Raw genomic sequence first — 24770 nt, forward strand, 5'->3', positions numbered from 1 at the left:
TAGTGGAATCAAATCTATGCCAAACCAAGCCTTCGTTGCGGCGCTCCAAGCGCAACTCGCCAATTTAAACCACGATGATGAAGCGCGCGCACGGCTGTTGCCAACCTTCGATAATGGCAACCCGAGCCGCAATTTATTGCCGCCAGCCAATATTCAGCCACGCCATGGCGCTGTTCTAGCCTTGCTTTATCCAGAGGCAGAGAACTTGTTTGTGCCATTAACGGTGCGTAGCGGCAACTTGCGCAGCCATACTGGCGAGATCTCGCTGCCTGGCGGCTCGATTGACTCAAGCGATGCCAGCCCTGAGGCCGCTGCCCTGCGCGAAGCCCACGAGGAAATTGGCCTACACATCGATCAGCCCACAATTATTGGGCGGCTCAGCGAGTTGTATGTGCCAGTCAGTAATTTTCTGATCACGCCAATTGTGGCATGGCTTGATCATGCTCCCGATTTAGCGCCAAATCCCAGTGAGGTTGCCGCTGTGCTGCATTTGCCATTACACCATCTTTGGGCCGCTGATGCAGTACAAACCGAAGAGCGAATGATCCGCGGTGTAGCCTTGCAAGTGCCACATTATCCCTATGGCGAGCACAAAATTTGGGGCGCAACCTCAATTATTCTGACCCAACTAGCCTTACGCGCCCAAGCTGCGCTGCAACAAATAGTATAATGGCGACCTAATCACTTAGCGTTGAGAGCCAATGAAACGGATTCTTGTTTGTACAGCCCAAGTGCCTTTTGCCCGTGGTGGGGCCGAATTGCTCGCCGAAGGGCTGGTAACTGCCTTGCGTCACGCTGGCCACGAGGCCGATTTGGTGGCACTACCCTTCACGCGCACGCCGCATCGCGAGTTGCTCAATAGCGCGCTAGCCTGGCGCATGCTCGATCTGAGTCACGTTGAAGATCGGCCTGTCGATCAAGTGATCTGTACCAAATTTCCTTCATATGCGGTTGCGCACCCCAAAAAAGTGGTTTGGTTGGTACATCAACATCGCCAACTCTACGATTGGCGCGGCACAAACTGGAGCGATTGGGGCAGTCAACCTGACGATGATCATCTGGCCCGAACATTAACCAAGCTTGATCACCAAGCCTTAGCTGAAGCCAAACGCCGTTTTAGCATCTCCAAAATTGTGAGCCAGCGCTTGCAACGCTTCAACGATCTCGCCAGCACGCCACTCTATCCACCCTCGATTTATAGTGGGCGCTTGCGCCAAGGCCGCTACGAACCTTATATTTTGAGCATTTCGCGGCTTGATCAGGCCAAACGGCTTGATTTATTGCTGCATGCGCTGACCTACACTGAGCAACCAGTTAAAGCGATTATCGGTGGCCGCGGCCCAGCCATGGCCGAACTCCAAGCCTTGAGCAAGCAATTGGGGCTTGAACAACGGGTTGAGTTTCGCGGCTGGATGGACGATCAAACATTAATTGATTTGTATGCTGATGCCCGCGCCGTTTTTTATGCGCCCATTGACGAGGATTTTGGCTTTGCTACGATCGAAGCGCTTGAGGCCGCCAAGCCAGTGCTGACCGCCCAAGATTCTGGCACCGTTTTAGAATTTATCCACGATGGAAAAACCGGCTTTGTAGCTCCCGCCGAACCTCGGGCCATGGCCGCGCGGCTTGATACGCTTTGGCAGTCGCCAGCCTTGGCAGCCCAACTTGGTAGCAATGGCCCAGCTATGGTTGCCAATATTCGCTGGGAGCATGTCGTCAAGCAGCTGGTTTTAGCTTAATTATTCTTTGTAGGTGCGGCCTTTCCAGGTTACGCCGCGCCCCGACCAAATGCGCCACGCTGCTTCTGCCGCCAACAGCATATAGCAGACAATGCCCAAAGGAAAAAGCAGTGCATAGCGACGCGACAAGCCATATAATTGCTGCATAAAGCGGCCCCAACTCCAGAATGCAAAGCCATTTAACAGCGTAGCCATGCCACTCAACAAAAGTTTTGGCCAGAATGTCCAGCGGCGCAGCCAAGCCCACATGCTCAGCAAAGCCAAGCCAAATGGCACAACCCCAACCAAAATCTGGCGAAAACCAGCCCACGAAGAGCGTGCGCCACCATTACGCAAGCCAGCAATCGCATTTTTAACCAAGCCCTCGCGTACCTCGCTGCCATTGGTGTACATCCGCACTCGCAGCAACTCGCCAGCATACACCGCCTTCATGAGGCCGCCAGCGCGCACAATTGCTTGGGCTAATTCAACATCCTCAAGCACCCGATCGCGCACTGCTGCATGGCCGCCAGCGCGCAGGTAGGCGCTGCGCCGCACTAAAATAAACTGGCCATTCGCCAAAACCACACCAGAGCCAGGCGTATTAACTTTGCTCACCGGATAGGCTGCCTGAATAATTGAGAAAAACGCTGGCAACAAGGTTTTTTCCCAAAAACTGCCAAGCTCTGAAAATGGCAAAAACGTTAGCAAATCGAGCTTTTCTGCTTCAGCATAGGCCAACGCTTGGGCCAACATCGCAGGCTGCGGCTTGGTATCAGCATCAAGAAATAACAACCATTCGCTCGAACTGGCCTCGGCCAATTGCCAACAAGCCCAGCATTTGCCAGTCCAGCCAGCAGGTAATGGTTGGCCGTGCAACAAGCGCACCCGTTGATCGTGGACTGCAACTTCGGCTACAATCGCGCTAGTTTGGTCGGTCGAATGATCATCAAGAATGGTCAGTTGCCAATCACTGCTGGTTTGCTGCGCCATCCCACGCAACACATGGCCAATATTATGCGCTTCATTACGCGCTGGCACCAACACAGCGATGCTTGGCAGTGGCTCAGGCGCTGGACGTGGCTCAATTTGGGGAATTTTTTTGAGCAACAGCGCATCACGCACCAATAAAATCAACGAAGCCAAGCCTAAGCCTAGCCCAATCACAACAGGAAGCATAGATCGATGAATCCTCAAACTGCAAAACAATCAGCACACTATATCACGCAGCCGCCGCGCCAATGGATGGATCAGGCCGTGCCGTGGTTGATCGTCGGCCTACTTTTGCCACTCTACTGGCTGATGAGTAGCCCAACTATTAGCACAGCCTATGGCAGCAGCGACAGCGGCGAGTTAGCCACCGCGCTCTGGTTTGGCGCAGTGCCGCATCCACCAGGCTCGCCAACCTATTTGCTGATTGGGCAAGTTGCGCTCCACTGGTTTGGCGGCGAGCTAGCCCAACGCTTAGCATTGTTGAGTGGCTTAGCAACGGCCTTGAGTGCAGGCATCGTCGCAGCCTGTGTTGGATTAAGCGCCAGCGACCAGCTACGCTCGATCCGCTGGAGCGCAATGTTGGCCGCAGGCTTGGGCTTTGGCTTGAGCCAACGAATTTGGCAACAAGCCCTAGTCGTCGAAGTCTATGCCTTGGCGAATGTGTTTCAGCTGCTTTTGCTGTGGCTCAGCCTGCGTTGGCAGCGCTGGCAACAAGCGCGTACCCTGGCGGCACTTGGCTTGGTCTGCGGCTTGGGCTTAGGCGTGCAACTACCAGTTGCTGCGTGGTTGGTCGGCTTTGGGGTGTGGTGGTTTAAGGCCAAGTGGGCGATTAAATGGCCGCAAATTGGGCTATTTTTGCTTATGCTGCTGCTTGGCCTAAGTAGCTATCTCATATTGCCGTGGCGGGGCGCGGTGGTTCCACAAGCAAGTTGGGGCGATTGGAGCAGTGTTGCTGGCGCAATCAGTCACATCAGCGCTAGCGAATATCGCTATTTAGTTGGCGCTGTGCCACTGAGCGAGCAAATTCAACGCTGCATTTTAGCAATTCGCGATTTGCTCGCTAGCTATTGGTGGATCGTCGGCCCGTTGCTCATTGGCTGTGGTTGGCAAAAAATCACGCTGGCGCAACGCTGGCTGCTGGTTGCTTGGGCTGGCGTAACCCTGCTTTGGGCTATCAGTTATGGTGGCGCTGATGCCCAAGTCTATCTCTTGCCAATTCATGGCTTGGCCGCTTGGCTGCTTGGCATGGGCGTAGTGTGGTTGGCACAAAAGCCAAGGCTGGCAGGTTGGATTTGGCTCGCGCCAATGTTGATATTAATCTGCTTGCCCTTGGGTTGGCAATTTTCGCTGCGTAACCAAACCCAAAGCCGCGATCAAGCAATCGCGCTGCTGCACCAACAACCAGCCAATGGCCAATTGCTGAGCAACGACGATCAAACAACATTTAGTGCCTGGTATGTGCAATCGGTGTTGGGAGTGCGGCCTGATGTGCAAATTATTGATCAGCGCCTACAACAACAGTTGTGGTATCAGCGACGGGAAGGGTTATCAACTCGCTAGGATCTTTAATAATATCAACGATCACCAAGGTCAGGTCGTCTGCTTGGCGGGCAGCGCCACGGAAGCGATCAACATCGGCACAATAGGCATCAATCAAGCCAGCAGTATTTTCTGCTTCCAGCTCACGCACCGCCAAGCACCAACGATCAAAGCTATACAACTCGCGTTGCTCGTTCATGGTTTCAATTACGCCATCGGTATAGACCACTAAGCGATCATTGGCTTGCAATTGGATGGTTTGCTCAGCATAGGGAAAGTTGCGAATTGAGCGTAGCGGCGTGCCAAAGGCCTCTAATTCCTGAATCGCGCCATTGCGCCGCAAGAGCGGAAACGGGTGGCCTGCATTGGCAAAGCGCAATTGATGATTGCGCAAATTGAGCACCCCATACCAAACTGTCATCATCTGATTAACCGCATCGTCGGCGTGCAAAATCGCGTTGACATGGCGCAACACATGGCCCGGGTTGCGCGAACGACGAGCCTCGCTCCGAATAATTGAGCGCGTCATGGCCATCACCATGGCGGCAGCAACGCTCTTGCCAGTTGCATCGCCGACAATAATTGCAATTTCATCGTCATTCAAACGAATCAGATCATACAAATCGCCGCTGGTTTCGAGCGCTGGCTGCACCGAAGCGCCAATATCGAGACATTCGCTATAGCGTTGTGGCTTGGGATAGAGGTCTTGTTGCAAATTGCGCGCAATCGCCAACTCCTGGCGAATCAGCGTATCTTGCATTAATTGCTGACGCGCTGCTTGCAGTGAGAGCATCGAATTATCAAGTGTGCGTTGGTAAATCCAAGCTACGGCAGTAATAATAATAAAAAAGCTTAAGATTGGAATTGTATCAGCAATCCACTGCAAACTAGGCTTATAGCCCATATAAAGCACAACAGCCGTATTAACTACAACAGAAATTGCTGATGCTTTGCGTGTTGTAAAAAACACAAAAAACATAATACAAACGCCAAGCATATACGAAAATAACGTTTGGTTTATGCTATTTTCAGAATTTGTCAAAACCAACATAATAAATAGAAGGTTGGTATAACTACAGAAAAAATAATACACAAATAAAGAATTCTTTTTCTTCAATACAATAGATATTAAGTAAAAAGATCCAGCATTAATTGCTAATGATAAAATTGCAGGAATAATATTACGATCGGGGTTCAACAAAAAAACGATTACAATTAATAAACCAAAGAAGAAATGAACTCCAATAATCGTTTTAATCAGGTTCTTAAGAAAAACAGATTTTCGTTGAGAATCTGTCTGAGTTTCTAGGTTCTGTGAGCTAAGATCGTTGTTTGGTTGAAAGATCATAAGGCAAAAGAGCCACAATTAGGATTGTGGCTCAATAAAAACAGCTTCAAAAGATTTCACCGATTTATAGCCAGCCACTTTTAGCAGCAGTCTGAATCCCTTGGAAATTAGTGGCCGATTCTGCGACTTGCTTTAATTCATCATCAGTTAAGTTAAAACCATGATTTTTAATCGTTTCGGCAATATCGCTACTATCCAACAGTTCTTGACGGAAGGCTTCGTCCGAGGTGGCTTGATCGATCAGGCGTTGAAATTCATCGCTATGCTTTGAACTCATACGGGTTCCTCCAGGGTAGGATGTTGGATGACCATCATTATATGAAGATCTTGGATATTAGCAATAGGTTATCAGTTCAAACCATTCTTACAGTTCAAGCCACGTCTCGTCTACATCAGCCAATGTATCTTTGGGTACAATCGGCTGTTGGTTATGGTAAGTATATTAGTGCTTGAGTGTCGCGAGAATATAGTTAATCAGGTCGCGGTCGCGATCATCAAGGCCATGGAGTAGGCGTTGCTGGTCGCGTTCGCCAGCCCAAATTTGTTCAACTGGGTTGCTCAGTTGCCAACCAAGGCTCTCAAGGTCGGCCAAGGTCAAGCGTAATTCGGCCCGTGGTAGCGCAGGATCGTGAGTTGCTGCTACAATAGCATCAAGCAAACTTGTAAAATCTTCGAGATCCATTCCGCCGCCAGCATCACTCTGTTTGGCAACCAGCATTTGAATGCTCAGCAATAACTCACCAATTTGGTCTTGCTCATGGCGCTCTAAGCGATCATACAAGACCTGAATTTGGGCTTGATCGTTATTCAACACTGCTTCGCGTAAATCAGGTGGGAGTTGGTCGATCAATTGCTCAAGGGTTGGGGCTTCGGCATAGCTATCCAGCGCTTGCTCAATCTGAAGCTGCTGAAATTGCTCAAGCTGTTGACTAACGAGGGTTTGTTGTTCGACCGGCATCGCGGCAAAAGCTGCTTCAAACGCCACGCTATCGCCGCTTTCTAGCGCTTGCAGCACAGCTGGGGGTAAACTAGCAAGCAAGCCACGTAGTTCGGTGGTATCCATAACTGCCTCCTTTGCAGCTATCGTATCACAGAAGTTTGGGGGACATTCATGGGTCGTTTTGTTCGTTGGCTGGTGTTTCGCCTCTTACGTTTGTACTACCCACGCATCGCCGTCGAAGGCTTAGAACAATTGCCCCGTGGGCGGGTGATGTTTGTGCTCAATCACCCCAATGGTTTGCTCGACCCATTGTTGCTGATGTTGATTCTCGGCCAGCCCGTTGCGTTTTTGGCCAAAAATACCTTTTTCAACAACCCAATTGGCCGTTGGATGATGCATGCGTTTGGCGCTTTGCCAATTTATCGCCAAAGCGATGCCGCTGAAGGCAGCAATACCCGCGATTTGAATGAACAAACGTTTGCCCGCTGCCGTCAATTACTTGCCGATCAACACCATTTAGCCTTATTTCCCGAAGGAACGTCGCACTCCGAAGCCTATCTCTTGCCGTTGCGTTCAGGTGCGGCCCGCATTGCGCTTGGCGCAGAGGCCGAGCACAATTGGCAACTCGATTTGAAGATTGTGCCAATTGGCTTGTGGTATGAAGATAAGCATATTTTTCGTTCTTCAGTGCTCTTATTAGTTGGCAAACCAATTAACGTTAATCAATTCCAGCATGCTGAGGCCGAGCGCGAACAGGCAGTTGCCAGTTTGACCACGCGCATGGCTGAGCATTTGGGCGGCGTGGTGTTCCAAGCTGGCAACGCCGAGTTATTGCGCGGCCTGCCAGTGATGGTTGGCTGGACGGTCGATCGCTTGCGGCGCAAACGCCCGAGTGGCCGCGAAGCCTATACCTCGCTCACCCCCACCGAACGAGTGCAATTAGCAACCTTGGCGGCCAAAGCCCAGCGCTACGCCCGCACCTTGCGGCTTTTGGGCATCGCCGACCCTTGGGCACCACAATTGCCCTTAGCCACTCGTTGGCGCTTTTGGCGCAAATTTTTGTGGACATTGCTGGCTTTTATTCCGGCGGCATGTGGTATTTTGCTCAGCTACCCGATGTATCGGCTCAGTGGCATAATCGCTACCCGCATGACCAAAGAGCTAGAAGTACTGAGCACGATTAAATTGATTGCAGGTATGGTCTTGCAACCAATTGGCTGGATTGTAACCAGCCTAATCATTGGGTTATTGACAACTTGGCAAGCTGGCTTGATTGTGTTGCTACTAGCCCCGTTATTTGGCTTTATTGCCCTGCGCTGGAGCGAGCGCTGGCGGGCTGTGCGCGAGGCAACCGCCGCTTCGTGGCTACGGCTGACCCAACCAGACCTTACCAGCCAATTATTGCAACGCCGCCGCGACTTGGGCGAGCAAATTTCCAATACCATTTTGAGCTTAAACGATTAATTAAACAGAGCGCAGGATGAAGTTCAGCCTGCGCCCCCCAATTTAAATTAATTCAACCGCCTGTGGATTGCGATCGAAAAAGAGTTTTAAGCCATGCACGCTCATCGCCAAATTGCCCCAGAGCACCAAATTGAGCGCTGGCGAAACAGGCTCCTTGGTTGGCAGTGCCCGTTCAACAATTGCCTCAACTGGCAATTCAGCAGCATGCAGGTTATCACGCACATCGCGCACGATCTTGACCAAACGCTCGTGCATTTCTTCGAGGGCCAAGGCTGGCGGGGCAACCGTCGGGCCAAAGTGCGAAGGCAACAGTTGGCGAATCGGGTATTGCGCCAAGGTCTGGAAGGTTTGCAGCTGATCGGCCAAATTAAAGGCTGGTGGTGGGGTGACGGGCATATTGAGATTATAGGTGCTCATCAAAATGCCAATCGAATCGCCAGCCCACATTGTGCCCGAATTGGCTTCCCAAAACGCCAGATGATCGGGCGAGTGGCCAGGCGTTGGCACCGCTTCAAGCACAATCCCTTTGCCCAAATTCAAGCTCAAATGTTCGGCGGGCAAAATTCGCTCGGCGGCAATAGGCTGCATCGTGCCATACACCTGCCACATTGGGCCAACCGCCCGCTCCACGCTACGCATGAGTTTGCTTGGCTCGGCCAAATGCGCCGCCGTCATTGAGTGTAAATAAACCTTGGCATTGGGCAAATGCTGAGCCAAAATCCCAGCTCCACCGCTATGATCCATGTGAACGTGGGTTAAGAGAATATGTTGAACTGCGGCGGGGTCGATTCCAAGTTGCTGCAAACCGGCCAAGGTTGCTTCAGCGGTTAACGATGTGCCAGTTTCAATCAGGGCGACCTGATCGCCTTGTACCACATAGGTTGCGCCAAAACCATCGGTTGTCAGCAGGCCATTATCGATCATGGCAATCTGATCGCTCAGTTGGGTTAGCGGAACTTGCATCATTGCACTCCGTTTCGACTACAAAATCAAGATATGGCTATTTTACCTGATTCAGTTGAGAATCGCACCTCAGCATTGGATATAATCATTTGCTAGGCTAAGCATGATACAATTTGACATGGTTCGGACGGTCAGGCTATAATAGATAAGCTACAGCGCGTCCATGGCGGCGTGCTATCAATTTTGTCTTATCTATACAGAAGCGCGAGCACGCGCTTTTGTTTCGTCTGACACCGGAGGATTCGCACAATGCCAAAACGAACTTGGCAACCAAAACGCATCAAGCGCCGCCGTGTTCACGGTTTCTTGGAGCGCATGCAAACTCGCACAGGCCGCGCCGTATTGAAAGCTCGTCGCCAACGTGGTCGCTGGAAGTTAACTGTTAGCGACAAACGCCGACCAGCAGGCCCAGGCGGTCATCGCTAAACAATGCAACGTTCACAGCGCCTTCGCTCGCCACGCGATTTTCGCCGTGTTCGCGAAGGCGGTCGTACATGGTCACATCCACTCTTGGTGCTGAGCGTCGCGCCAGCGCGGGCCAATCGCGTTCGGTGTGGGATTGTGGTTCGCAAAGCGCTGGGCACAGCCGTCGAACGCAATCGTTACAAACGCCGAGTGCGCGAAGCTATCCGTTTGATCTACGATCAGATTCGCCCAGGATGGGATGTTATTTTTATTGTACGAGCGGGATTTCGCACAGCGGCCTGGGAGCAGATTCAGCAGGCCGTTTCGCGTTTACTGCAACAAGCGCAGCTATGGCATGATCGTGAACAACCATCACAGGAAGATCGCCATGGGTAAGATCTTATTGGCACTTATTCGCTTGTACCAGCGTTTTTCGCGATATACACCACCAAGTTGTATCTATACGCCAACCTGTTCCCACTATGGCTATCAAGCTATCGCGAAATATGGGGCATTCAAAGGTACATGGTTGACACTGAAACGGATCGCCCGTTGCCATCCATGGGCACAGGGTGGTGAAGACCCTGTTCCATAAGTTGGCACAGGGTTTTTTGCTATGACAACGTAGGAATATACGGCTATGAATTTTCTAGGTCCAATCTTTTTACCATTTCTCGAATGGCTGTTCCATCTGTTTGGCAACTTGGGGTGGGCAATTATCGCTTTTACGATTTTAGTTCGTTTAGGCATGTTGCCGCTAACGCTAAAGCAATTACGTTCGCAACGCAAAATTATGGTCATCCAACCAAAATTGCGCGAATTGCAACGTAAATATAGCAAAGATCGCGAAAAACTGACCCAAGAAACCATGAAGCTCTATCGTGAGCATGGAGCCAGCCCCGTTGGTGGGTGTTTGCCGCTGTTGATTTCGTTGCCAATTTTGTTTGGCGTATGGCAAGCAATTCAACTCTTTGGCAGCCAAGTGCAAACAACTGCTGCTGAAGTACAGTTTTTGTGGTTGCCCCGCCTGACCCCATTGGTCGACGATGCAGGCAAAGCAATTGCTGGCAGTGCCAAAGACCCCTACTATATTTTGCCACTCTTGGCAATTGGCTTCCAATTCATCACAACCTTGATGGCGATGCAACGCAACCCAGACCCACAGCAAGCCTCAATGAACAAAGTGATGATGTTTATGCCATTTATCTTTGGCTTTATCTACTTCCAGTTCCCATCAGGCGCAACCCTGTATTCGGTCACTGGTTCGTTGATTCAAATGGTGCAACAATATTTCACCTCAGGCTTTGGCTTGCTTTCGAAATATTTGCCATTTTTGCCCGAAAAAACCGGCTTCTTGCACCAACCATTGCCAGAATCGGCTACAATCACGATTGAAGAACCAGAAAGCCCAAGTGATCAGCCCCAACGCCGCGATTTTTGGACTGCGCTTGGCAAATTAGAACCGGTTACTGATGTCAGCGCCGCTGGTGCTGCCGCCGAAAGTGGTAGCAGCGACATCGCAACCGAACAAGCAATTGAAGATGTTAAGGCGCAGCTTGGCAAGCCGAAAAAACGGCGCTAGTCTCGGCTTATAATTCGGAGGAACGTGTAGGACATGGCGTTGCAAAAAGTTGAAGTACGCGCAGCAAGCGTGGCCGAGGCCGTGGCTCAAGCCCTCGCCCAACTCGGCAAAGATGAAGATGAAGCTCTGATCGAGGTTTTAGCGCAAACCGCTGATTCAGCCCTTGTCCGCGTCAGCGTCGATGATGATGAGGATGAGTTGCTGGCTGAGTATGGCGATGATGACGATGAGGAGCAACCCAAACGTCGTCGCCGCCGCGTCGCTAGCACCGATGAGCAAACCGTGGCGCTCGCCCGTCAGTTGCTTGAGGCCTTGCTCACTCGCATGAACATCGATGCCTTTGTAACGCCGGTTGTACAGAAGGCCAAAGGCTCCGATGATGAAGAAGATACGCTGACATTGCATATCGAGGGTGTCGATGAAGAAACCACCGGCCTGATGATTGGCCGCCGTGGCGAAACATTGCGCTCATTGCAATATCTGCTGAATGTCTTAATTCATCGCCAAACTGGGCGCTGGTCGCAAGTGGTAATCGACATTGGCCAATATCGCCAACGTCGCCAAGATTCACTTGAGGGCTTGGCGTTGCGCATGGCCGAACGCGTGCGCCAATCAGGCCGCCCAATGCCGCTTGAACCAATGAGTTCATTCGAACGCCGCATCATCCATATGGCGCTGCGCGAAGATCCGTCAGTCTATACCGAAAGCGCTGGCGAAGGTGAGCATCGAAAAATCGTTATTTATCCAAAACGCTAGTCAATGGCGATTAGCGCTGTGGTTGCGCGGGTGTTGTTCTCAGCACCCGCCAATCAGTATCCAAGGAGTCGATGATGATTCCCTTAACTAACTTGCCTGCCACAGTCAGCATCCGCGAAGTTGGCCCCCGCGATGGCTTGCAAAACGAGGATCGCATCCTCACCACCGAGCAAAAAATCCTGCTGATCAATGCCCTCAATAATTCTGGCTTGCGCCAAATCGAAGTTGGTTCGTTCGTCAACCCGCGCTATGTGCCCCAAATGGCCGATACCGCTGAGGTTTTTGCGCGTATCGAACGCCGCCCCGATGTGATTTATAGCGCAATTGCGCCAAATTTACGCGGAGCGCAACGGGCCATCGAAGCCCGCGCCGATTCGGTGCAAATCTTTTTGAGCGCATCCGAAAGCCATAATCAAAGTAATGTGCGTATGAGCATCAACGAATCGCTGGCTGCTGCCGCCGATATTGCGCTGGCGCTCAAGGATGCCCAAATCGAGTTCGAAGCTGTGCTTTCGGTAGTTTTTGGCTGTCCCTTCGAAAACGATGTGCCAATCGAGCGCGTCGTGAGCATGACTGAACGCTTGCTCGCGCTTGGAGCTAGCCAAATTACGCTTGGGGATACAACCGGCATGGCTCATCCACGCTTGGTGCAAGCGGTGGTGCTAGCCTTGCGCGAGCGCTTCCCGCACGCGCCTTTGCGCTTGCACCCGCATAGCGCACGCGGCGCTGGCTTAGCCAACGTATTGGCTGCGCTCGAAGTTGGCATCGATCGCATTGATGCGAGCATTGGGGGGATTGGCGGTTGTCCTTTCGCGCCAGGCGCACCAGGCAATATCTGCACCGAAGATACCGTGCATATGCTGCACGAAATGGGCATCGACACCGGCCTCGATATTCCAAAGTTGGTTTCGTGTGCCAAACTGATCGAAAGTTTGCTTGGCCACGAAGTGCCTGGTCAAGTCATCAAAGGCGGCATTTGTGGCCATATTCCTGGCGGCAAGATGCGCCCATGGGACGAAGCAGCAGTACTCGACGCGCCAACCAGCCGTACCGTTTAAGCATCACTAACCCATCCAGGAAACCATATAGTTCGCTTGGATGGGTTTTTGCTTGCCAAAATTTGCCAGCTCCCTCGTTTGGCTGCCACTACAGTACCCCATTAGTCATGAACAACCCCGCTACGAAGCCTTATAGCAGCGTGCAAAAAGGCCTATAACAGGGCGGACCGATAGACCATACCCGTCATAGGCTATCAGATCTATGCTGCTTGCAAGCAAATGATTCATGGATTAAGGGATTGCCACTATGTTTCAGCCACCAGCCAAGCACGCCAATCAAGCAGTCGTCGGGCAAGCCCCTGAACTTTCGGTTATCATTCCCTGTTTCAACGAACAAAAACGCATCATCCCCAGCATCGACGCAATCGTGCAGTATCTCAACGAGCGAGGCCGTTCGTGGGAGTTAATTATTAGCGACGATGGCTCAACCGATCAAACAGTTAGCTTGATCGAAGCCCAAAAATATCCTAATCTGACGATTATCAAAAGCTCAAGCAACCATGGCAAAGGTCATGCAGTACGAGCTGGAATTATTGCAGCCAAAGGCAATTTTATTCTGTTTACTGATGCAGATAATGCTACGCCAATAACTGAGTTAAATAAATTATTGCCCTCGTTAGAGCAAGGCAACTACGATTTGGCAATTGGCTCGCGAGCCAAACAACTGCTGCAAACCAAAGAACGGCGTTTGAGCCGCTGTGTAATGAGTGCTGGGCTGCGGCTGATTGTTGAACATGGCTTGAAACTGAATATTCACGATAGCCAATGTGGCTTCAAACTGTTTCATCGGGCGGTGGCCAAACATCTGGCCCAAGTGCAAACGATCAATGGCTTTGCCTTCGATTTAGAGCTGTTGGTGATTGCCGATATTTTTGGCTATCAAACCAATGAAATTCCCGTCGAATGGGTTGATGTTGCTGGCTCGAAAGTCCATCCCATTCGTGATGCCTATCAGTTTCTGCGCGACATTATGATTATTCAAATTAACCATTGGCGTGGACGCTACCCAAGCTCAAGCCAAAAAAAAACAAAAGCTAAATCGCAGCAATCAGGCCAGTGGTTTGCCTAAAAAACCTCTATTTTGCAGCTTGAATAGCTGATTGTTCAGCATTTATAGCTCCTCAGCCCCTCAGCTACGTGGCGAGGGGCTTCGCGTTGCAATGAACAGCTTTAGCATAGACGAGGCTGCTAACCCTAAGCACAAGATCTAGTCGAATAGCTTGGGGTTGATAGTCCTTTCTGTTTCCCCCCTTGGCACTTTAGTAGCGCTCGGATGAGTGACTATTCGCTTATTGGTTTCAGCCCTGAACCAATCTATAGTTAAGCTAGCGGTATTTTTACACGAAAGCCTACTTCTATGGGTGTCCTTCAACGTTCTGGTTTCACAACCACCCACATTCCACTCCTGCGGCGGCTCAAACAATCAACAACGTTCTGGTTGCTGGGCAGTATGCTCTTGGTTAATCTGGCGAATTATGGCGTTGCAAGCGTGCTTGGCCGTGGGTTAGGTCCAGCAGCCTATGCCCAAATCAACGTTATCATGACCTTGTTTGGCCTCGCAACCTTGGGCAGTAGTTTTTTTCAAATTCAAGCTGCCCGGGCCAGCCTTAGTCCCAACAATCATGCCAAATTGAGGCAGCTTCGCCAAATAGCTTGGGTTGTTGGAGCGTTCAATGCGCTGCTCTGCGCAGGTTTGGCTGGATTTTGGTCAAGTCTGTTTGGCACAAGCTCAACGCCATTGCTGCTGCTTGGAGTGGGCTTGATCTGCTACTATCCGCTTGGGGTTGAGCGTGGCATTATGCAAAGCCAAGCGGCGTTTGGGTGGCTTGCAGGTAATTTACTGCTGGAAACCATGATTCGGCTCGCTGGAGCAATCAGCGTGCTCAAATTGGGTTTGGGCGTAACGGCAGTCAGTACAGTCTTTGTTGGTTCATTGCTCGCAGCGTGGAGTTTGAGTTACGCCAAACCAGCCATAGCCGAGAATGTTGGTTCAACCAATCAGTTTCAACCATTAACACCAATCGGGCTGCGTATGCTAGGCCAAGGCTTTATCCTCAATAGCGATCTGCTCTTGGTAACGTTGTGGTTTTCGCAGCATATTGCTGGCCAATATGCAGCTTTAGGCTTGATTGGCAGGCTTGGATTCTTCGTCAGCAGCACGGTTGCAACATTGGGTTTTGCCAAGCTGGTACGGGCCGATCAATCGAGGCACCAACAGCAACAAGCATTTTGGCAAAGCGTGGCTATGATACTTGGCATTGGAATCATATTTAGCCTAACCTGCTGGGCCATGCCTCAGCTGCTCATTAAGGGGCTATTTGGTTCAGCCTATCTGCCGATTGCTGGGGTGCTTTGGCGCTACGCTGCGATTGCCAGTGGCTATGCAGTGGTAAATTTCCTCGTTAGCTATCAAGCGGCCCAACAGCGACAGACTGGGGTTTGGCTGACGCTTGGGGCGGGCATTGGCCAAGTCGCGCTTTTGATCGTAGCGCATCAAACGATTAACCACGTGTTGAATGTTCAAGCGCTGGTTATGCTAGGGTTGTTGGCAACAGTTTGCTTGAGCGAATGGATGGAGCGCACAAAAAACCGCGCTTGATCGCGATGATCAAGCGCGGTTTTGATTGCAGCCAATCAGCTTATTTAACGGTTAGCGTACCCTTCATACCAGCTGCATAGTGGCCAGGGTAGGCACAGATATAGCTGTAGGTACCTGGCTCCAATTGAGCATCAACACTGTCAGTTTCGCCAGCATTGATCGTTTTGGTGTGAGCAAGCGACGTATCGGCGCTTGGCGTGAAGTCAGGGGCGTTAGCAACTGCTGAATCAACAGCTTTTTGCTCTTCGCCTGGTTTGACAATCACAACGTTGTGGGGCACAGCGCCAACATTATTGAAGGTTACTTTGACGCTGCCTGCACTTGCGCTAAGCTCGGTTTGGGCAAACTTCAAATCGGCTCCAGCAGCGCTATCGACGGTTACGCCAGCGCCACCGCCAGCAGGAGCAGCGCCACCGCCACCAGCAGCCACAACCTTGAACGTGCCCTTCATACCAGCTGCATAGTGGCCAGGGTAGGTACAAACATAGCTGTAGGTACCTGGCTCAGCAATGTTGAAGGTGGCTGTATCATTGGCCCCGCCATCAATGGTCTTGGTGTGGGCCAGCGCGTTAGCGGCTTCAAAATTGGTGGCAGTTGCTGCGTCGGCCACGGTTTTATCTTCTTCGCCGGGGTTGACCAACACCCAGTTGTGAGGCACAACACCTTTGTTATTAAAGGTTACTTTAATTTCGCCGGTACCTGCGGTTAACTCGGTTTTGGCAAAGGCCAAGGTGGCACCATCGGCACTATCAATGGTCAAATCATTGCTCACTGAGCCAGCAACCGCGACATCGGGGACACCTTTAAAGACCCCTACGTTGTCGTCAGCAGTACCACCGCAAGCAACCAAAGTGCCTGCTAATAAAACGCCCGCAAGCGGACGTGTCCAGCGCCGAATAGGCATCGATTTCCTCCATAAAGCATCTGTTTGTTGGCAAACGTATACACTGAATTATAGCATAATGGCTTGGGCTTGGTCTCAAAGAATCGGCATTGTTTTGGATAGGCCAATTGGTAGTCAATTGCTCACCAAATGCTCACAAAGATTTACCAAAAGTTCCTTGACGCACTCACAGGCACTGTTATAATACACACCAAGAGGCTGCTGTAACTGGAAAGGCCCACCCACAATGCGAATTGAATTCGACAATTGGGTTAACGATAGCACGACAGAGGCATCAGCCTGTGTCGTTTTTTGTACCAACGCTACGGCGTGGGAACGGCTCACGGCGTTTTTCGCTATATAAGGAGGATCGTCCAATGTACTCCGATATGATTAGCAAGATCGACAAAGCCAAACGGTACGCCCAAGAACCAGAACGGATTGCAATTCAACAGTTTAGTGCGACCTTCCGTGGTGGCAATAACCACGAAGTCCAGCTGTTGGCAAGCGGTGAATGGCACTGTGATTGTGAATTTTTTGCCCATTGGAACACCTGCTCACACGTGATGGCATTGCAACGGATCTTAGAGCCAATGTTAAATGATGATGCTCGCCGAGCTGGCTCACCATTTACCTTCGATGAAATTGCCGAGGCTGTTGGCTAAAGGATTTGCTCCAGGGTCAAGGTTGCGCCACGTGACGAGTAGCTACTTGTCGACGTGGCGTAGCTGTTTAAAGCGAGAAGGGTCGTGCGCGCATATCACCGCCAGCAACGGCTATGGTATAATCGCGACGCAAGGAGGTATTATGTCGGATCGTCCAACACCAGCCCGCACGCGCTTTGCGCCAAGTCCGACGGGCTATCTGCATATCGGTAGTTTACGTACCGTGTTATTTAGCTGGTTGTGGGCACGCCACACCGGCGGTCAATTTTTATTACGGATTGAAGATACCGATCGCAAGCGCTTTGTCGAAGGCGCAGAAGAACAATTAACCAGTTCACTGCAAGCGATCGGCCTCATGTGGGATGAAGGTCCAATTGTTGGCGGTCCTCACGCACCTTATAAACAATCCGAACGCTTGGACATTTATCAGGCTCACGCTGCAAGCTTGATCGAAAAAGGCGTTGCTTACCGTTCGTATGCCACCGCCGAAGAAATTGCCGCCCTCAACGCCAAACGCGAGGCGCGTGGCGAGCCAAAGCTCTTGGTGTTTCGCAATTTGCCCGGCATCGACGACGCAGCCCGTGAAGCAGCTGGCGAGCCATACAACGTGCGGCTGAGCCTCAAAACGACTGGCAAAACGATCGTGCATGATCTGGTTCGCGGCCAAATTGAGTTTGATAATGCAGCCTTGAAAATGCCCGATCCGGTGCTGTTGAAAACCGATGGCTTCCCAACCTATGCCCTCGCCGCCATGGTCGATGATCACTTAATGGGGATCACCCACGTGCTGCGAGCTGATGAATGGCTGCCAACCTGGCCGATTCACCATCAAATCTACGAGGCCTTTGGCTGGGAGCAACCGGTTTGGGTGCATGTGCCGCAAGTTTTGGGCAGCGATGGCAAGAAGCTTTCCAAACGCCATGGCGATACCTCGGTGACCGAGTATATTGAGCTTGGCTTTTTGCCTGAAGCAATCGTCAACTATTTGGCCTTAATTGGCTGGTCATACGACGATAAAACTGAGTTTATGACCCTTGAAGAGTTGATCGAGCGCTTTGATCTGAATCGGATTCGCCCATCGGGCGGGGTGTTTGATCGCGATAAGCTTTTACACTTCAACGGGGTCTATTTGCGCAATTTGGCTGCTGCTGATTTAGCGCAACGCATCGCCCCCTATTTGAGCAAAGCTGGCTTAATTAGTGCTGAACCAACTGCGGCAGAATTGGCCAAGGTGGCCGAATACTTGCCATTAGTGCAAGAACGGATTAAGCTACTCAGCGAAGCACCAGAATTGCTAGATTTCTTCTTTGTTGATCCACAGGGCTACGACCCAGCCTTGTTGGTGCCAAAGAAGGGCGACCCAGCCCAAACTGTCGAGGTGCTTGGTCAAGTCAAGGCCAGTTTGGAAGCTCTCGAAACGTGGGATAGCCCAAGTTTAGATAAGCTTTTGCACGATTTTGTCAATCAACTTGGGCTGAAAATTCCCCAAGTTTTTATGCCTATTCGGGTTGCGCTCACTGGGCGAACCACCTCACCAGGCCTGTTTGAAACCATGGCGGTGTTGGGTAAGGCCGTGACGCTCGCGCGAATCAGCACTGCTGCTGCGGCGCTTTCCTCTGCCTCTGTATAGTTCGATTAGTCAGGAGGATGTTCAATGACGCTTGACGAAGCCAAAACCGAATTGACCAACTTGGTCTTGGGAGTTTCGCCCGATGCCGTGTTACGCTATAAAAAACGGGGCAGCGATGAGTTGGCGATTCGGGTTTATGCCCCAGCCGACCACGAGGATGCCATTCGTGAAGCAACCCGCGAACGTTCAATCGCCTTGTTAACCGAACACGATTTGGATGTTCAGATTTTGATTTACGATATTTCAACCTCGTTGCCAACCGAAGAAGGCGCAGAGTAACCTGCACCTAGCGGAGCCAACGGCCTCTAGCAGCAATGCTAGGGGCTGCTTTTGATTAAAGGGAAAGGCCATGGATTCCTATCAACCAACCAGCGATGAACGCCAAGCGATGCGCGCATTTCTGCAACGCGCCGAGGTGCGCATCTCGACAATGCACCGCATTGCAGGCGTATTTTTGAATGGCGCAGGCTTATTGATTTTGTTGCCAGTCTTTTTTCGCGATGCAATTAGCGACATCAACGAGATTGTGCTCACCCAGATTGCCCAGCTCTTTACGCTGTGGCAAACTGGCCAATTTTCGTGGTCGGCAGTTGCCGATTTGGGCCTCTACACGCTGCTGTTTATTCCGTTTATCGCAACCTTGGGCATTCCGCTGTATGCATTTTTGCTGTTGCTGAAAGATATTGTCTACTTTTATTTTGCCAACCAAAGCCCTGGCTTCACCCATAAATTGTTTAACCCGCGTTTTATCCTTTCGGGCTTGGCGTTTTCCACCGACGAAGCGCCAGCAGTCAAGCGCGCCGTGATTCAGCATCAATATAATTCCGATTTGTTGGAGTTTATTTTGCCCTTCGAGCGCCACGAAGCAGCGTTTTATGATCATGTCTATCAGCAAAGCGAGGGCTTAATTGTGCCGCCCAGCCGTGATGCGGCCCAACTAGCCAGCCAAGGCATCAACCAAAGCCAAATCAGCCAGCAAGCAACCGAGCGTTTTAACACGGCCTTGGGCTTATCGGGCTTTCTCGATCGCACCTTGATTGAAGAAGTAGCACGAACTGAAATTTCGGTAGTGCGCTATGCGTTATGTCTACGACGTTTGGTGTTGCGCTATATCAAAGCCTTGTTGATGTTTGTTTGGACGACCTTGCTCTCGTTTATTTTGGTTTCGTTCCTGGAGCACTTGCAGCCGTTGGTAATTTTGGCGGTGGGCTATGTGGTTTGGTCGGCGCTTACGCCATTGGTCGTGCGCATGCCTACCAACTGGATCTGGCAAGCACTGCGCGAGGATGTCAATCTCAAAGGAGTGGCCCGTGATGAAGAAATAACCCGTTTTGAGCGCTTTGTCGTCAAGGTCTGTCGTTTGACCTTGGCAATAGCGCTGTTGACCTTGCTCAGCGAAATTGGGCGGCTGATAGTGCATGTTTAGGGATTGAAAGCCCCTCACCCCAACCCCTCTCCCGTCCAACGGGCGAGGGACTTTTCATGTTGTAGTTCGGCCACAAATTCCGTTGCTCCCCCTCGCCCGCGTTTAGTGGGCGAGGGGGTTGGGGGGTGAGGGCATGGTCTCCGATCCTCTCGCCCGCGTTTAGTGGGAGAGGTGCGGGGGGTGAGGGAATTGCTAATTAGCATTCTTGGGTTGAGCAAAACGGCCTAGCAACAAGCCAAATTCAAACAATAAATACATCGGCACTGCCAAAAATGCGAGGTTAGCAGGGTCGCCAGTTGGGGTCAGAATTGCAGCCGCCACCACGGTAATCAGCACCACATAGCGGCGATAGCGCCCAAGTTTACGCGGGTTGAGAATGCCAATTTTGGTCAGGGTAAACATGATCATTGGCAACTCAAAGACAATCCCGTTGATCAACAGCAAGCGGGTCAGAATCGAGAGAAAATCATCGAGCCGCGGCTTATTTTCAATCAAATTGCCAGCATTCTCAGTGCCAAAATTGATCAAAAATTTAATGGCCGCAGGTGCGGTCACAAACCAGCCAAACGCAATGCCGCCAACAAAGCAAAAAATCACCAACGGCAGCCCAATAAAAATCCATTTGCGTTCGGTGCGGGTTAGGCCGGGCGCTAAGAAGGCCAGCAGTTGATAGATGATAATCGGCATCGCAGCAGCAATGCCCAAGGTGAGCGCGGTGCTGAGGTAGGTAGTAAACGTTTCGGTAACTTCGGTAGTTTGCACGCCCTGCTCGCCAGCAAAGCTCAAAATCAAATATTTGATAAAGCCAGTGCTATTGACGATGTAAAAGCCACCAAGCATGCCAATTAAGACCGCAATCGAAACTTTGGTCAGGCGTGAGCGCAACTCGCGCAAGTGGTCGAGCAAGGTCATGGTGCCATCAACGGCGGTAGTTGCTTTAGCCATTGGTTTGCTCCTCGGCGGCTGAGGCACGCAATGCCTGATCGAGTGGTTGGTCGAGCAAATCGTCATCGAGCATCATGCGAGCTTGGTTGGCAATCTCTGGGCGGGCCAAGGGTGGTTTGGGGGTTGGATCAATCACATTGGCAGCGGCGGTGGTTTTGGGGTCTAAGCCAAGGTCGACGATCATCGCCCGATCGTCATCGGAGAGAATCGAGCGCCCAAGCTCCTGAATTTGGCGGCGCGGATCGAGGTCGCGCAACTGGCGGGCCATCTTCTCGACCGATTCATAATCATCGCCCAACTCGTTGCGGGCCTGATTGCGCAGATCGGTAATCATCTTGCGGCCTTTGCTGATCCACTGGCCAATTTGAAACAGCATTTCAGGCAAGCGTTCAGGGCCGACGACCACGAGGGCAATCACCAAGATGATCACAAATTCAAACGGGCCAATCCCAAAAATTGTCATAAGCGTCTGACCACTAGCTAAAGGCTTTGGGGATACGCTTTAAGCAAGTATTAACCTCAAGCCCAACAAATAACAAATGGACAATGCCGCAAGGTTTGAACCTTGGGTGGCATTGTCCACTGTTCGCATACAAATTACTCTTGGATGTGTGCTTTGATAAATGCTTCGGCATCGCCGACGGTGCGCAATTTTTCAGCTTCTTCGTCGGTAATTTCTACGCCGAATTCTTCTTCGAGCGACATGACCAACTCGACCAAATCGAGTGAGTCGGCGTTGAGGTCATCCAAGAAGGTTGCGCTTGGGACGATTTTTTCTTCTTCTACGCCCAATTGTTCAGCAACCAATTTCTTCAAGCGTTCGTTTAAGTCTGCCATTGGTAGAATCTCCGTATAGAAAATAAGTCCGAGGTTAGCAAAAATGCTTCCTGCGTTATTCCTCGGATTCAGGTTTATTGACCACGGTACTGAGCACGCCATTGACAAATCGACCAGAATTATCACTGCCGAAGTGTTTGGCGAGTTCGACCGCTTCATTAATCACGGCTTTAACCGGAGCTTTATCCGCTGCCGCATCGTAAAGAATTTCAAACAAGGCGATGCGCAGCACCGCAATATCCACGCCTGGCATTTGGTGGACGGGCCAAGATGGTGCGACTTTGGTAATTAAATCGTCAATTGTTTGACGATTGAGCCATGCACCATTGACAATACGGGCAAAAAAATCACGACCTTCTGCGCTGAACATTTCATCATCGCTGATGCGTGCAACAACCGAATCAAGGTCGTGGGTGGTTTGATCAAGTTCAAAGAGTGCCTGAAGTGCCGCAGCACGCACTCGGTGGCGAAGGCTACCCACGGTTCTGCTCGACATCCTGAATATAGACGTTAACGGCGCGGACGGGCATCCCGACCATTTCGTTTAACGCTTCGGTTACCGCCGATTGAACACGAGCACCGAGATCAAGCAAGTTGATGTCGGGTTGGGCGATCAGGTAGCAATCGGCACTGACACTATCATCGACAACCCGAATTGCCACGCCATCGGCGTTGGCACTTCCGCTCCCCAGCATGCTGCCCATGCGTTGTTGGCCGGGCACGCTGCCCAAACGCGCAACGCCAGCAACATCTTGGGCCGTCAGCGAGACAATCGCTGAAAGCACATCGGGAGCAATTGTCACAGTTCCAAATGGTTGATTCACGGTTTTCTCCACGACTGCCCTAGGCTGTCGCTTCTTTGGCAGTCTGTTGATTTAAAATATCAGCCAAGGTGTGCGTGGCAACATCACCGCTCACAAAAGCTGGTTCGTTCATCATGCGCAGTTGAAATGGCAAGGTGGTTGTAATGCCACTAATCACACACTCGCTTAATGCCCGCCGCATCCGTTCAATGGCCTCAAGCCGCGTTTCGCCCCATACGATCACTTTGGCTAACATCGAGTCGTAGTTGGTGGGGGTACGATAGCCTGAATAAAGATGTGAATCGACCCGCACGCCTGGGCCACCTGGTGGTAAATAGAGATCGACAGTCCCACCAGCAGGCATAAAATCACGGTCAGCATCTTCGGCATTAATCCGACATTCAATCGCATGCCCGCGTATTTTAATGTCATCCTGAGTGAGCGTCAAGCGTTCGCCAGAAGCAATCCGAATTTGCCACTTAACTAAATCCAAGCCGGTCAGCCATTCGGTCACTGGATGCTCAACCTGCAAACGGGTATTCATTTCCATAAAATAGAAATTTCCCTGATGATCGAGCAAAAATTCCATGGTGCCGGCGTTGTAGTAGCCAATCTCGCGCACGCCGTGCAAGGCGGCTGCGCCCATTTTTTGGCGCAATTCTGGGGTCAGGGCTGGCGATGGGCCTTCTTCGACGACTTTTTGGTGGCGACGTTGCAACGAGCAATCGCGCTCGCCAAGGTGAATTGCATTGCCATGCTGGTCGGCCAAAATCTGAATTTCAACGTGACGCACGACAGGCAAGTATTTTTCCATATACAAATCGCCACGGCCAAAGGCGGCTTCGGCTTCGGCGCGTGCTGTATTGAAGGCTCGCGCCAATTCGTCAGGCTGGTTGACGACGCGCATGCCGCGCCCGCCACCGCCAGCGACAGCCTTCAAGAGCACCGGGTAGCCAATGCTATCGGCAAGGCCTTGGGCTTCTTCAACGCTGGTCAAGGGGTTTTCGGTGCCAGGCACAAGCGGCAGGCCAGCGAGTTTCATGGCTTGTTTGGCAAGGGCTTTATCGCCCATTCGCTGAATCGAATCTGCCGAAGGGCCAATGAAGGTCAGGCCACATTCACGGCAGCTCTCAGCAAAATAGGGATTTTCCGAAAGAAAGCCATAGCCAGGGTGAATCGCATCGCAATCGCTAATCAGCGCGGCGCTAATCAAGGCTGGCGCGTTCAGGTAAGATTTAGCGGGGGCTGGCGGGCCGATACAAATTGCTTCATCGGCCATGCGCACTGCCAGCGAATCGCGATCGGCCTCGGAATAGGCCGCAACCGCTTTGATGCCCAACTCATGGCAGGCGCGAATGATCCGCACGGCAATTTCGCCACGATTGGCAACCAAAATTTTGCGTAACATGGTGGTTCCTCAGCTAAAGCGTTCAAGCAAACGTCCCAACGCTGCTCTCTAATACATGGTCATGCCGCCATCGACGGCCAAGGTTTGGCCAGTGATGTAGCCAGCAGCATCGGAAGCCAAGAACACCACCGCATTGGCGATTTCGGCAGGTTGACCCATGCGCGCCAAGGGAATTCGATCCAAGGCTTTGTTAATCAAATCTTCGGACATGGCGTTGCGGGTCATATCGGTTTCGATAAAGCCTGGGCAAATTGCGTTGGCGGTAATGCCGCGCGAAGCCATTTCTTGGGCCACCGATTTGCTAAAGCCGATCAGGCCTGCTTTGGCGGCGGCATAATTAGCTTGGCCAGCATTGCCCGTCAGACCAATCACTGAGCTAATCGTAATTACGCGGCCCCATTTATTTTTCATCATCGGGCGCAGCACAGCCTTGGTGAGCAACATCACGCCGCGCAAGTTGGTTTGCAATACATCATCAACTTCGCTCTCTTTCATGCGCAACAACAAGTTATCACGGGTAATGCCAGCATTGTTGACCAGAATATCGACCCGCCCAAAGGCTTCGGTCGTCGCTTTGAGCAAGGTTTCGTGGCTGGCAGGGTCGGCCACATCTGCTTGCACAGCAAGCGCTTTGCCACCCTTGGCCGAAATCGCCGCAACGACCTCAGCCGCTGCTGCCTCGCTGCCACGATAATTGACCACCACGGCGGCTCCGCTTGCAGCCAAGGCCTCGGCAATCGAACGCCCGATGCCACGCGAAGCTCCAGTCACAATTGCGACACGACCGGTTAAATCTAGTTGCATGCTT

Annotated in this window: 29 protein-coding genes; 16 read left to right on the forward strand and 13 right to left on the reverse strand. The window is 51.5% G+C overall.

The window, feature by feature from the left end; all coding sequences use genetic code 11:
• The first annotated feature begins 16 nt into the window (after positions 1–16).
• Complete coding sequence (locus JOD20_RS10805) at positions 17–670, forward strand: NUDIX hydrolase (RefSeq protein ID WP_204755286.1); 654 nt, start codon at positions 17–19, stop codon at positions 668–670.
• Positions 671–701: 31 nt separating this feature from the next.
• On the forward strand, positions 702–1739 hold the full coding sequence (locus JOD20_RS10810) for a glycosyltransferase family 4 protein (RefSeq protein ID WP_204755287.1): 1038 nt from the start codon (positions 702–704) through the stop codon (positions 1737–1739).
• Here JOD20_RS10810 and JOD20_RS10815 read toward each other — a convergent pair whose 3' ends face one another.
• Positions 1740–2897, reverse strand: coding sequence for a glycosyltransferase (locus JOD20_RS10815; protein ID WP_204755288.1), 1158 nt, complete (start codon positions 2895–2897; stop codon positions 1740–1742).
• Between the two features lie 6 nt (positions 2898–2903).
• On the opposite strand from JOD20_RS10815, the gene JOD20_RS10820 reads away from it, so the two are divergent.
• Complete coding sequence (locus JOD20_RS10820) at positions 2904–4271, forward strand: protein O-mannosyl-transferase family (RefSeq protein ID WP_204755289.1); 1368 nt, start codon at positions 2904–2906, stop codon at positions 4269–4271.
• Here the strand turns inward: JOD20_RS10820 and JOD20_RS10825 are convergent.
• The 3 genes from JOD20_RS10825 to JOD20_RS10835 form a co-directional block, all read right to left on the reverse strand.
• Complete coding sequence (locus JOD20_RS10825) at positions 4207–5154, reverse strand: PP2C family protein-serine/threonine phosphatase (RefSeq protein ID WP_204755290.1); 948 nt, start codon at positions 5152–5154, stop codon at positions 4207–4209. The genes JOD20_RS10820 and JOD20_RS10825 overlap by 65 nt on opposite strands.
• A gap of 508 nt (positions 5155–5662) precedes the next feature.
• Positions 5663–5875, reverse strand: coding sequence for a Nif11 family protein (locus JOD20_RS10830; RefSeq protein WP_204755291.1), 213 nt, complete (start codon positions 5873–5875; stop codon positions 5663–5665).
• A 165-nt stretch (positions 5876–6040) separates the two neighbouring features.
• Positions 6041–6661, reverse strand: a complete 621-nt coding sequence (locus JOD20_RS10835) for a hypothetical protein (protein ID WP_204755292.1) — start codon at positions 6659–6661, stop codon at positions 6041–6043.
• Positions 6662–6709: 48 nt separating this feature from the next.
• Here JOD20_RS10835 and JOD20_RS10840 point away from each other — a divergent pair, with 48 nt between their 5' ends.
• Entirely contained in the window at positions 6710–8002 is a 1293-nt protein-coding gene (locus JOD20_RS10840) for a 1-acyl-sn-glycerol-3-phosphate acyltransferase (RefSeq protein WP_204755293.1), read from the forward strand.
• Positions 8003–8044: 42 nt separating this feature from the next.
• Here the strand turns inward: JOD20_RS10840 and JOD20_RS10845 are convergent, their stop codons facing one another.
• Positions 8045–8968, reverse strand: coding sequence for an MBL fold metallo-hydrolase (locus JOD20_RS10845; RefSeq protein WP_204755294.1), 924 nt, complete (start codon positions 8966–8968; stop codon positions 8045–8047).
• A 246-nt stretch (positions 8969–9214) separates the two neighbouring features.
• Here JOD20_RS10845 and rpmH point away from each other — a divergent pair, with 246 nt between their 5' ends.
• The 8 genes from rpmH (at position 9215) to JOD20_RS10885 (ending at position 15365) form a co-directional block, all read left to right on the forward strand.
• The gene (rpmH, locus tag JOD20_RS10850) at positions 9215–9391 is read left to right on the forward strand and encodes a 50S ribosomal protein L34 (protein WP_012188323.1); all 177 of its coding nucleotides are present in this window, start codon (positions 9215–9217) and stop codon (positions 9389–9391) included.
• 3 nt (positions 9392–9394) lie between these two features.
• Positions 9395–9766 carry a ribonuclease P protein component gene (rnpA, locus tag JOD20_RS10855; protein ID WP_054537005.1) on the forward strand — a complete coding sequence of 124 codons (372 nt, stop codon included), beginning with the start codon at positions 9395–9397 and terminating at the stop codon, positions 9764–9766.
• A complete protein-coding gene (gene yidD, locus JOD20_RS10860; RefSeq protein ID WP_012188321.1) occupies positions 9759–9965 on the forward strand; it encodes a membrane protein insertion efficiency factor YidD in 207 nt (68 codons plus the stop codon). The genes rnpA and yidD overlap by 8 nt, the downstream gene beginning before the upstream one ends.
• Positions 9966–10010: 45 nt before the next feature.
• On the forward strand, positions 10011–10952 hold the full coding sequence (locus JOD20_RS10865; protein WP_204755295.1) for a YidC/Oxa1 family membrane protein insertase: 942 nt from the start codon (positions 10011–10013) through the stop codon (positions 10950–10952).
• A gap of 33 nt (positions 10953–10985) precedes the next feature.
• A complete protein-coding gene (gene jag / locus JOD20_RS10870; protein ID WP_152976748.1) occupies positions 10986–11708 on the forward strand; it encodes an RNA-binding cell elongation regulator Jag/EloR in 723 nt (240 codons plus the stop codon).
• 74 nt (positions 11709–11782) lie between these two features.
• Positions 11783–12766: a hydroxymethylglutaryl-CoA lyase gene (locus JOD20_RS10875; protein WP_204755409.1), complete on the forward strand. Its 984-nt coding sequence runs from the start codon at positions 11783–11785 to the stop codon at positions 12764–12766.
• 247 nt (positions 12767–13013) lie between these two features.
• Complete coding sequence (locus tag JOD20_RS10880; RefSeq protein ID WP_204755296.1) at positions 13014–13835, forward strand: dolichyl-phosphate beta-glucosyltransferase; 822 nt, start codon at positions 13014–13016, stop codon at positions 13833–13835.
• Positions 13836–14123: 288 nt separating this feature from the next.
• A complete protein-coding gene (locus JOD20_RS10885; RefSeq protein WP_204755297.1) occupies positions 14124–15365 on the forward strand; it encodes an MATE family efflux transporter in 1242 nt (413 codons plus the stop codon).
• A 40-nt stretch (positions 15366–15405) separates the two neighbouring features.
• Here JOD20_RS10885 and JOD20_RS10890 read toward each other — a convergent pair whose 3' ends face one another.
• A complete protein-coding gene (locus JOD20_RS10890; RefSeq protein ID WP_204755298.1) occupies positions 15406–16269 on the reverse strand; it encodes a plastocyanin/azurin family copper-binding protein in 864 nt (287 codons plus the stop codon).
• 356 nt (positions 16270–16625) lie between these two features.
• Here JOD20_RS10890 and JOD20_RS10895 point away from each other — a divergent pair, with 356 nt between their 5' ends.
• From JOD20_RS10895 to JOD20_RS10910, 4 genes are all read left to right on the forward strand, one after another.
• Positions 16626–16913: a hypothetical protein gene (locus JOD20_RS10895; RefSeq protein WP_054537011.1), complete on the forward strand. Its 288-nt coding sequence runs from the start codon at positions 16626–16628 to the stop codon at positions 16911–16913.
• Between the two features lie 142 nt (positions 16914–17055).
• Entirely contained in the window at positions 17056–18543 is a 1488-nt protein-coding gene (gene gltX, locus JOD20_RS10900; protein ID WP_204755299.1) for a glutamate--tRNA ligase, read from the forward strand.
• A 24-nt stretch (positions 18544–18567) separates the two neighbouring features.
• On the forward strand, positions 18568–18822 hold the full coding sequence (locus JOD20_RS10905; protein WP_204755300.1) for a hypothetical protein: 255 nt from the start codon (positions 18568–18570) through the stop codon (positions 18820–18822).
• Positions 18823–18892: 70 nt separating this feature from the next.
• On the forward strand, positions 18893–19969 hold the full coding sequence (locus JOD20_RS10910; protein ID WP_204755301.1) for a hypothetical protein: 1077 nt from the start codon (positions 18893–18895) through the stop codon (positions 19967–19969).
• 192 nt (positions 19970–20161) lie between these two features.
• On the opposite strand, the gene tatC is transcribed toward JOD20_RS10910, so the two are convergent.
• The 7 genes from tatC to fabG form a co-directional block, all read right to left on the reverse strand.
• Positions 20162–20914: a twin-arginine translocase subunit TatC gene (tatC, locus tag JOD20_RS10915; protein WP_204755302.1), complete on the reverse strand. Its 753-nt coding sequence runs from the start codon at positions 20912–20914 to the stop codon at positions 20162–20164.
• Positions 20907–21377, reverse strand: coding sequence for a Sec-independent protein translocase protein TatB (gene tatB, locus JOD20_RS10920; RefSeq protein ID WP_204755303.1), 471 nt, complete (start codon positions 21375–21377; stop codon positions 20907–20909). The genes tatC and tatB overlap by 8 nt, the downstream gene beginning before the upstream one ends.
• A 134-nt stretch (positions 21378–21511) precedes the next feature.
• Positions 21512–21751: an acyl carrier protein gene (locus JOD20_RS10925; protein WP_054537017.1), complete on the reverse strand. Its 240-nt coding sequence runs from the start codon at positions 21749–21751 to the stop codon at positions 21512–21514.
• 55 nt (positions 21752–21806) lie between these two features.
• Positions 21807–22247, reverse strand: a complete 441-nt coding sequence (gene nusB, locus JOD20_RS10930; protein ID WP_204755304.1) for a transcription antitermination factor NusB — start codon at positions 22245–22247, stop codon at positions 21807–21809.
• Positions 22225–22575 carry an Asp23/Gls24 family envelope stress response protein gene (locus JOD20_RS10935; RefSeq protein ID WP_204755305.1) on the reverse strand — a complete coding sequence of 117 codons (351 nt, stop codon included), beginning with the start codon at positions 22573–22575 and terminating at the stop codon, positions 22225–22227. The genes nusB and JOD20_RS10935 overlap by 23 nt, the downstream gene beginning before the upstream one ends.
• Positions 22576–22594: 19 nt before the next feature.
• Complete coding sequence (gene accC, locus JOD20_RS10940; protein ID WP_204755306.1) at positions 22595–23962, reverse strand: acetyl-CoA carboxylase biotin carboxylase subunit; 1368 nt, start codon at positions 23960–23962, stop codon at positions 22595–22597.
• A 48-nt stretch (positions 23963–24010) separates the two neighbouring features.
• Positions 24011–24766, reverse strand: coding sequence for a 3-oxoacyl-[acyl-carrier-protein] reductase (gene fabG, locus JOD20_RS10945; protein ID WP_204755307.1), 756 nt, complete (start codon positions 24764–24766; stop codon positions 24011–24013).
• Positions 24767–24770 lie beyond the last annotated feature (4 nt).

Source organism: Herpetosiphon giganteus (assembly GCF_016907925.1).
Lineage (GTDB): Bacteria > Chloroflexota > Chloroflexia > Chloroflexales > Herpetosiphonaceae > Herpetosiphon > Herpetosiphon giganteus.

Coding starts and splice junctions, on each gene's coding strand:
- JOD20_RS10805 (WP_204755286.1), top strand. CDS start 17: ATGCCAAACCAAGCCTTCGTTGCGGCGCTCCAAGCGCAACTCGCCAAT.
- JOD20_RS10810 (WP_204755287.1), top strand. CDS start 702: ATGAAACGGATTCTTGTTTGTACAGCCCAAGTGCCTTTTGCCCGTGGT.
- JOD20_RS10815 (WP_204755288.1), bottom strand. CDS start 2,897: ATGCTTCCTGTTGTGATTGGGCTAGGCTTAGGCTTGGCTTCGTTGATT.
- JOD20_RS10820 (WP_204755289.1), top strand. CDS start 2,904: ATGAATCCTCAAACTGCAAAACAATCAGCACACTATATCACGCAGCCG.
- JOD20_RS10825 (WP_204755290.1), bottom strand. CDS start 5,154: ATGGGCTATAAGCCTAGTTTGCAGTGGATTGCTGATACAATTCCAATC.
- JOD20_RS10830 (WP_204755291.1), bottom strand. CDS start 5,875: ATGAGTTCAAAGCATAGCGATGAATTTCAACGCCTGATCGATCAAGCC.
- JOD20_RS10835 (WP_204755292.1), bottom strand. CDS start 6,661: ATGGATACCACCGAACTACGTGGCTTGCTTGCTAGTTTACCCCCAGCT.
- JOD20_RS10840 (WP_204755293.1), top strand. CDS start 6,710: ATGGGTCGTTTTGTTCGTTGGCTGGTGTTTCGCCTCTTACGTTTGTAC.
- JOD20_RS10845 (WP_204755294.1), bottom strand. CDS start 8,968: ATGATGCAAGTTCCGCTAACCCAACTGAGCGATCAGATTGCCATGATC.
- rpmH (WP_012188323.1), top strand. CDS start 9,215: ATGCCAAAACGAACTTGGCAACCAAAACGCATCAAGCGCCGCCGTGTT.
- rnpA (WP_054537005.1), top strand. CDS start 9,395: ATGCAACGTTCACAGCGCCTTCGCTCGCCACGCGATTTTCGCCGTGTT.
- yidD (WP_012188321.1), top strand. CDS start 9,759: ATGGGTAAGATCTTATTGGCACTTATTCGCTTGTACCAGCGTTTTTCG.
- JOD20_RS10865 (WP_204755295.1), top strand. CDS start 10,011: ATGAATTTTCTAGGTCCAATCTTTTTACCATTTCTCGAATGGCTGTTC.
- jag (WP_152976748.1), top strand. CDS start 10,986: ATGGCGTTGCAAAAAGTTGAAGTACGCGCAGCAAGCGTGGCCGAGGCC.
- JOD20_RS10875 (WP_204755409.1), top strand. CDS start 11,783: ATGATTCCCTTAACTAACTTGCCTGCCACAGTCAGCATCCGCGAAGTT.
- JOD20_RS10880 (WP_204755296.1), top strand. CDS start 13,014: ATGTTTCAGCCACCAGCCAAGCACGCCAATCAAGCAGTCGTCGGGCAA.
- JOD20_RS10885 (WP_204755297.1), top strand. CDS start 14,124: ATGGGTGTCCTTCAACGTTCTGGTTTCACAACCACCCACATTCCACTC.
- JOD20_RS10890 (WP_204755298.1), bottom strand. CDS start 16,269: ATGCCTATTCGGCGCTGGACACGTCCGCTTGCGGGCGTTTTATTAGCA.
- JOD20_RS10895 (WP_054537011.1), top strand. CDS start 16,626: ATGTACTCCGATATGATTAGCAAGATCGACAAAGCCAAACGGTACGCC.
- gltX (WP_204755299.1), top strand. CDS start 17,056: ATGTCGGATCGTCCAACACCAGCCCGCACGCGCTTTGCGCCAAGTCCG.
- JOD20_RS10905 (WP_204755300.1), top strand. CDS start 18,568: ATGACGCTTGACGAAGCCAAAACCGAATTGACCAACTTGGTCTTGGGA.
- JOD20_RS10910 (WP_204755301.1), top strand. CDS start 18,893: ATGGATTCCTATCAACCAACCAGCGATGAACGCCAAGCGATGCGCGCA.
- tatC (WP_204755302.1), bottom strand. CDS start 20,914: ATGGCTAAAGCAACTACCGCCGTTGATGGCACCATGACCTTGCTCGAC.
- tatB (WP_204755303.1), bottom strand. CDS start 21,377: ATGACAATTTTTGGGATTGGCCCGTTTGAATTTGTGATCATCTTGGTG.
- JOD20_RS10925 (WP_054537017.1), bottom strand. CDS start 21,751: ATGGCAGACTTAAACGAACGCTTGAAGAAATTGGTTGCTGAACAATTG.
- nusB (WP_204755304.1), bottom strand. CDS start 22,247: ATGTCGAGCAGAACCGTGGGTAGCCTTCGCCACCGAGTGCGTGCTGCG.
- accC (WP_204755306.1), bottom strand. CDS start 23,962: ATGTTACGCAAAATTTTGGTTGCCAATCGTGGCGAAATTGCCGTGCGG.
- fabG (WP_204755307.1), bottom strand. CDS start 24,766: ATGCAACTAGATTTAACCGGTCGTGTCGCAATTGTGACTGGAGCTTCG.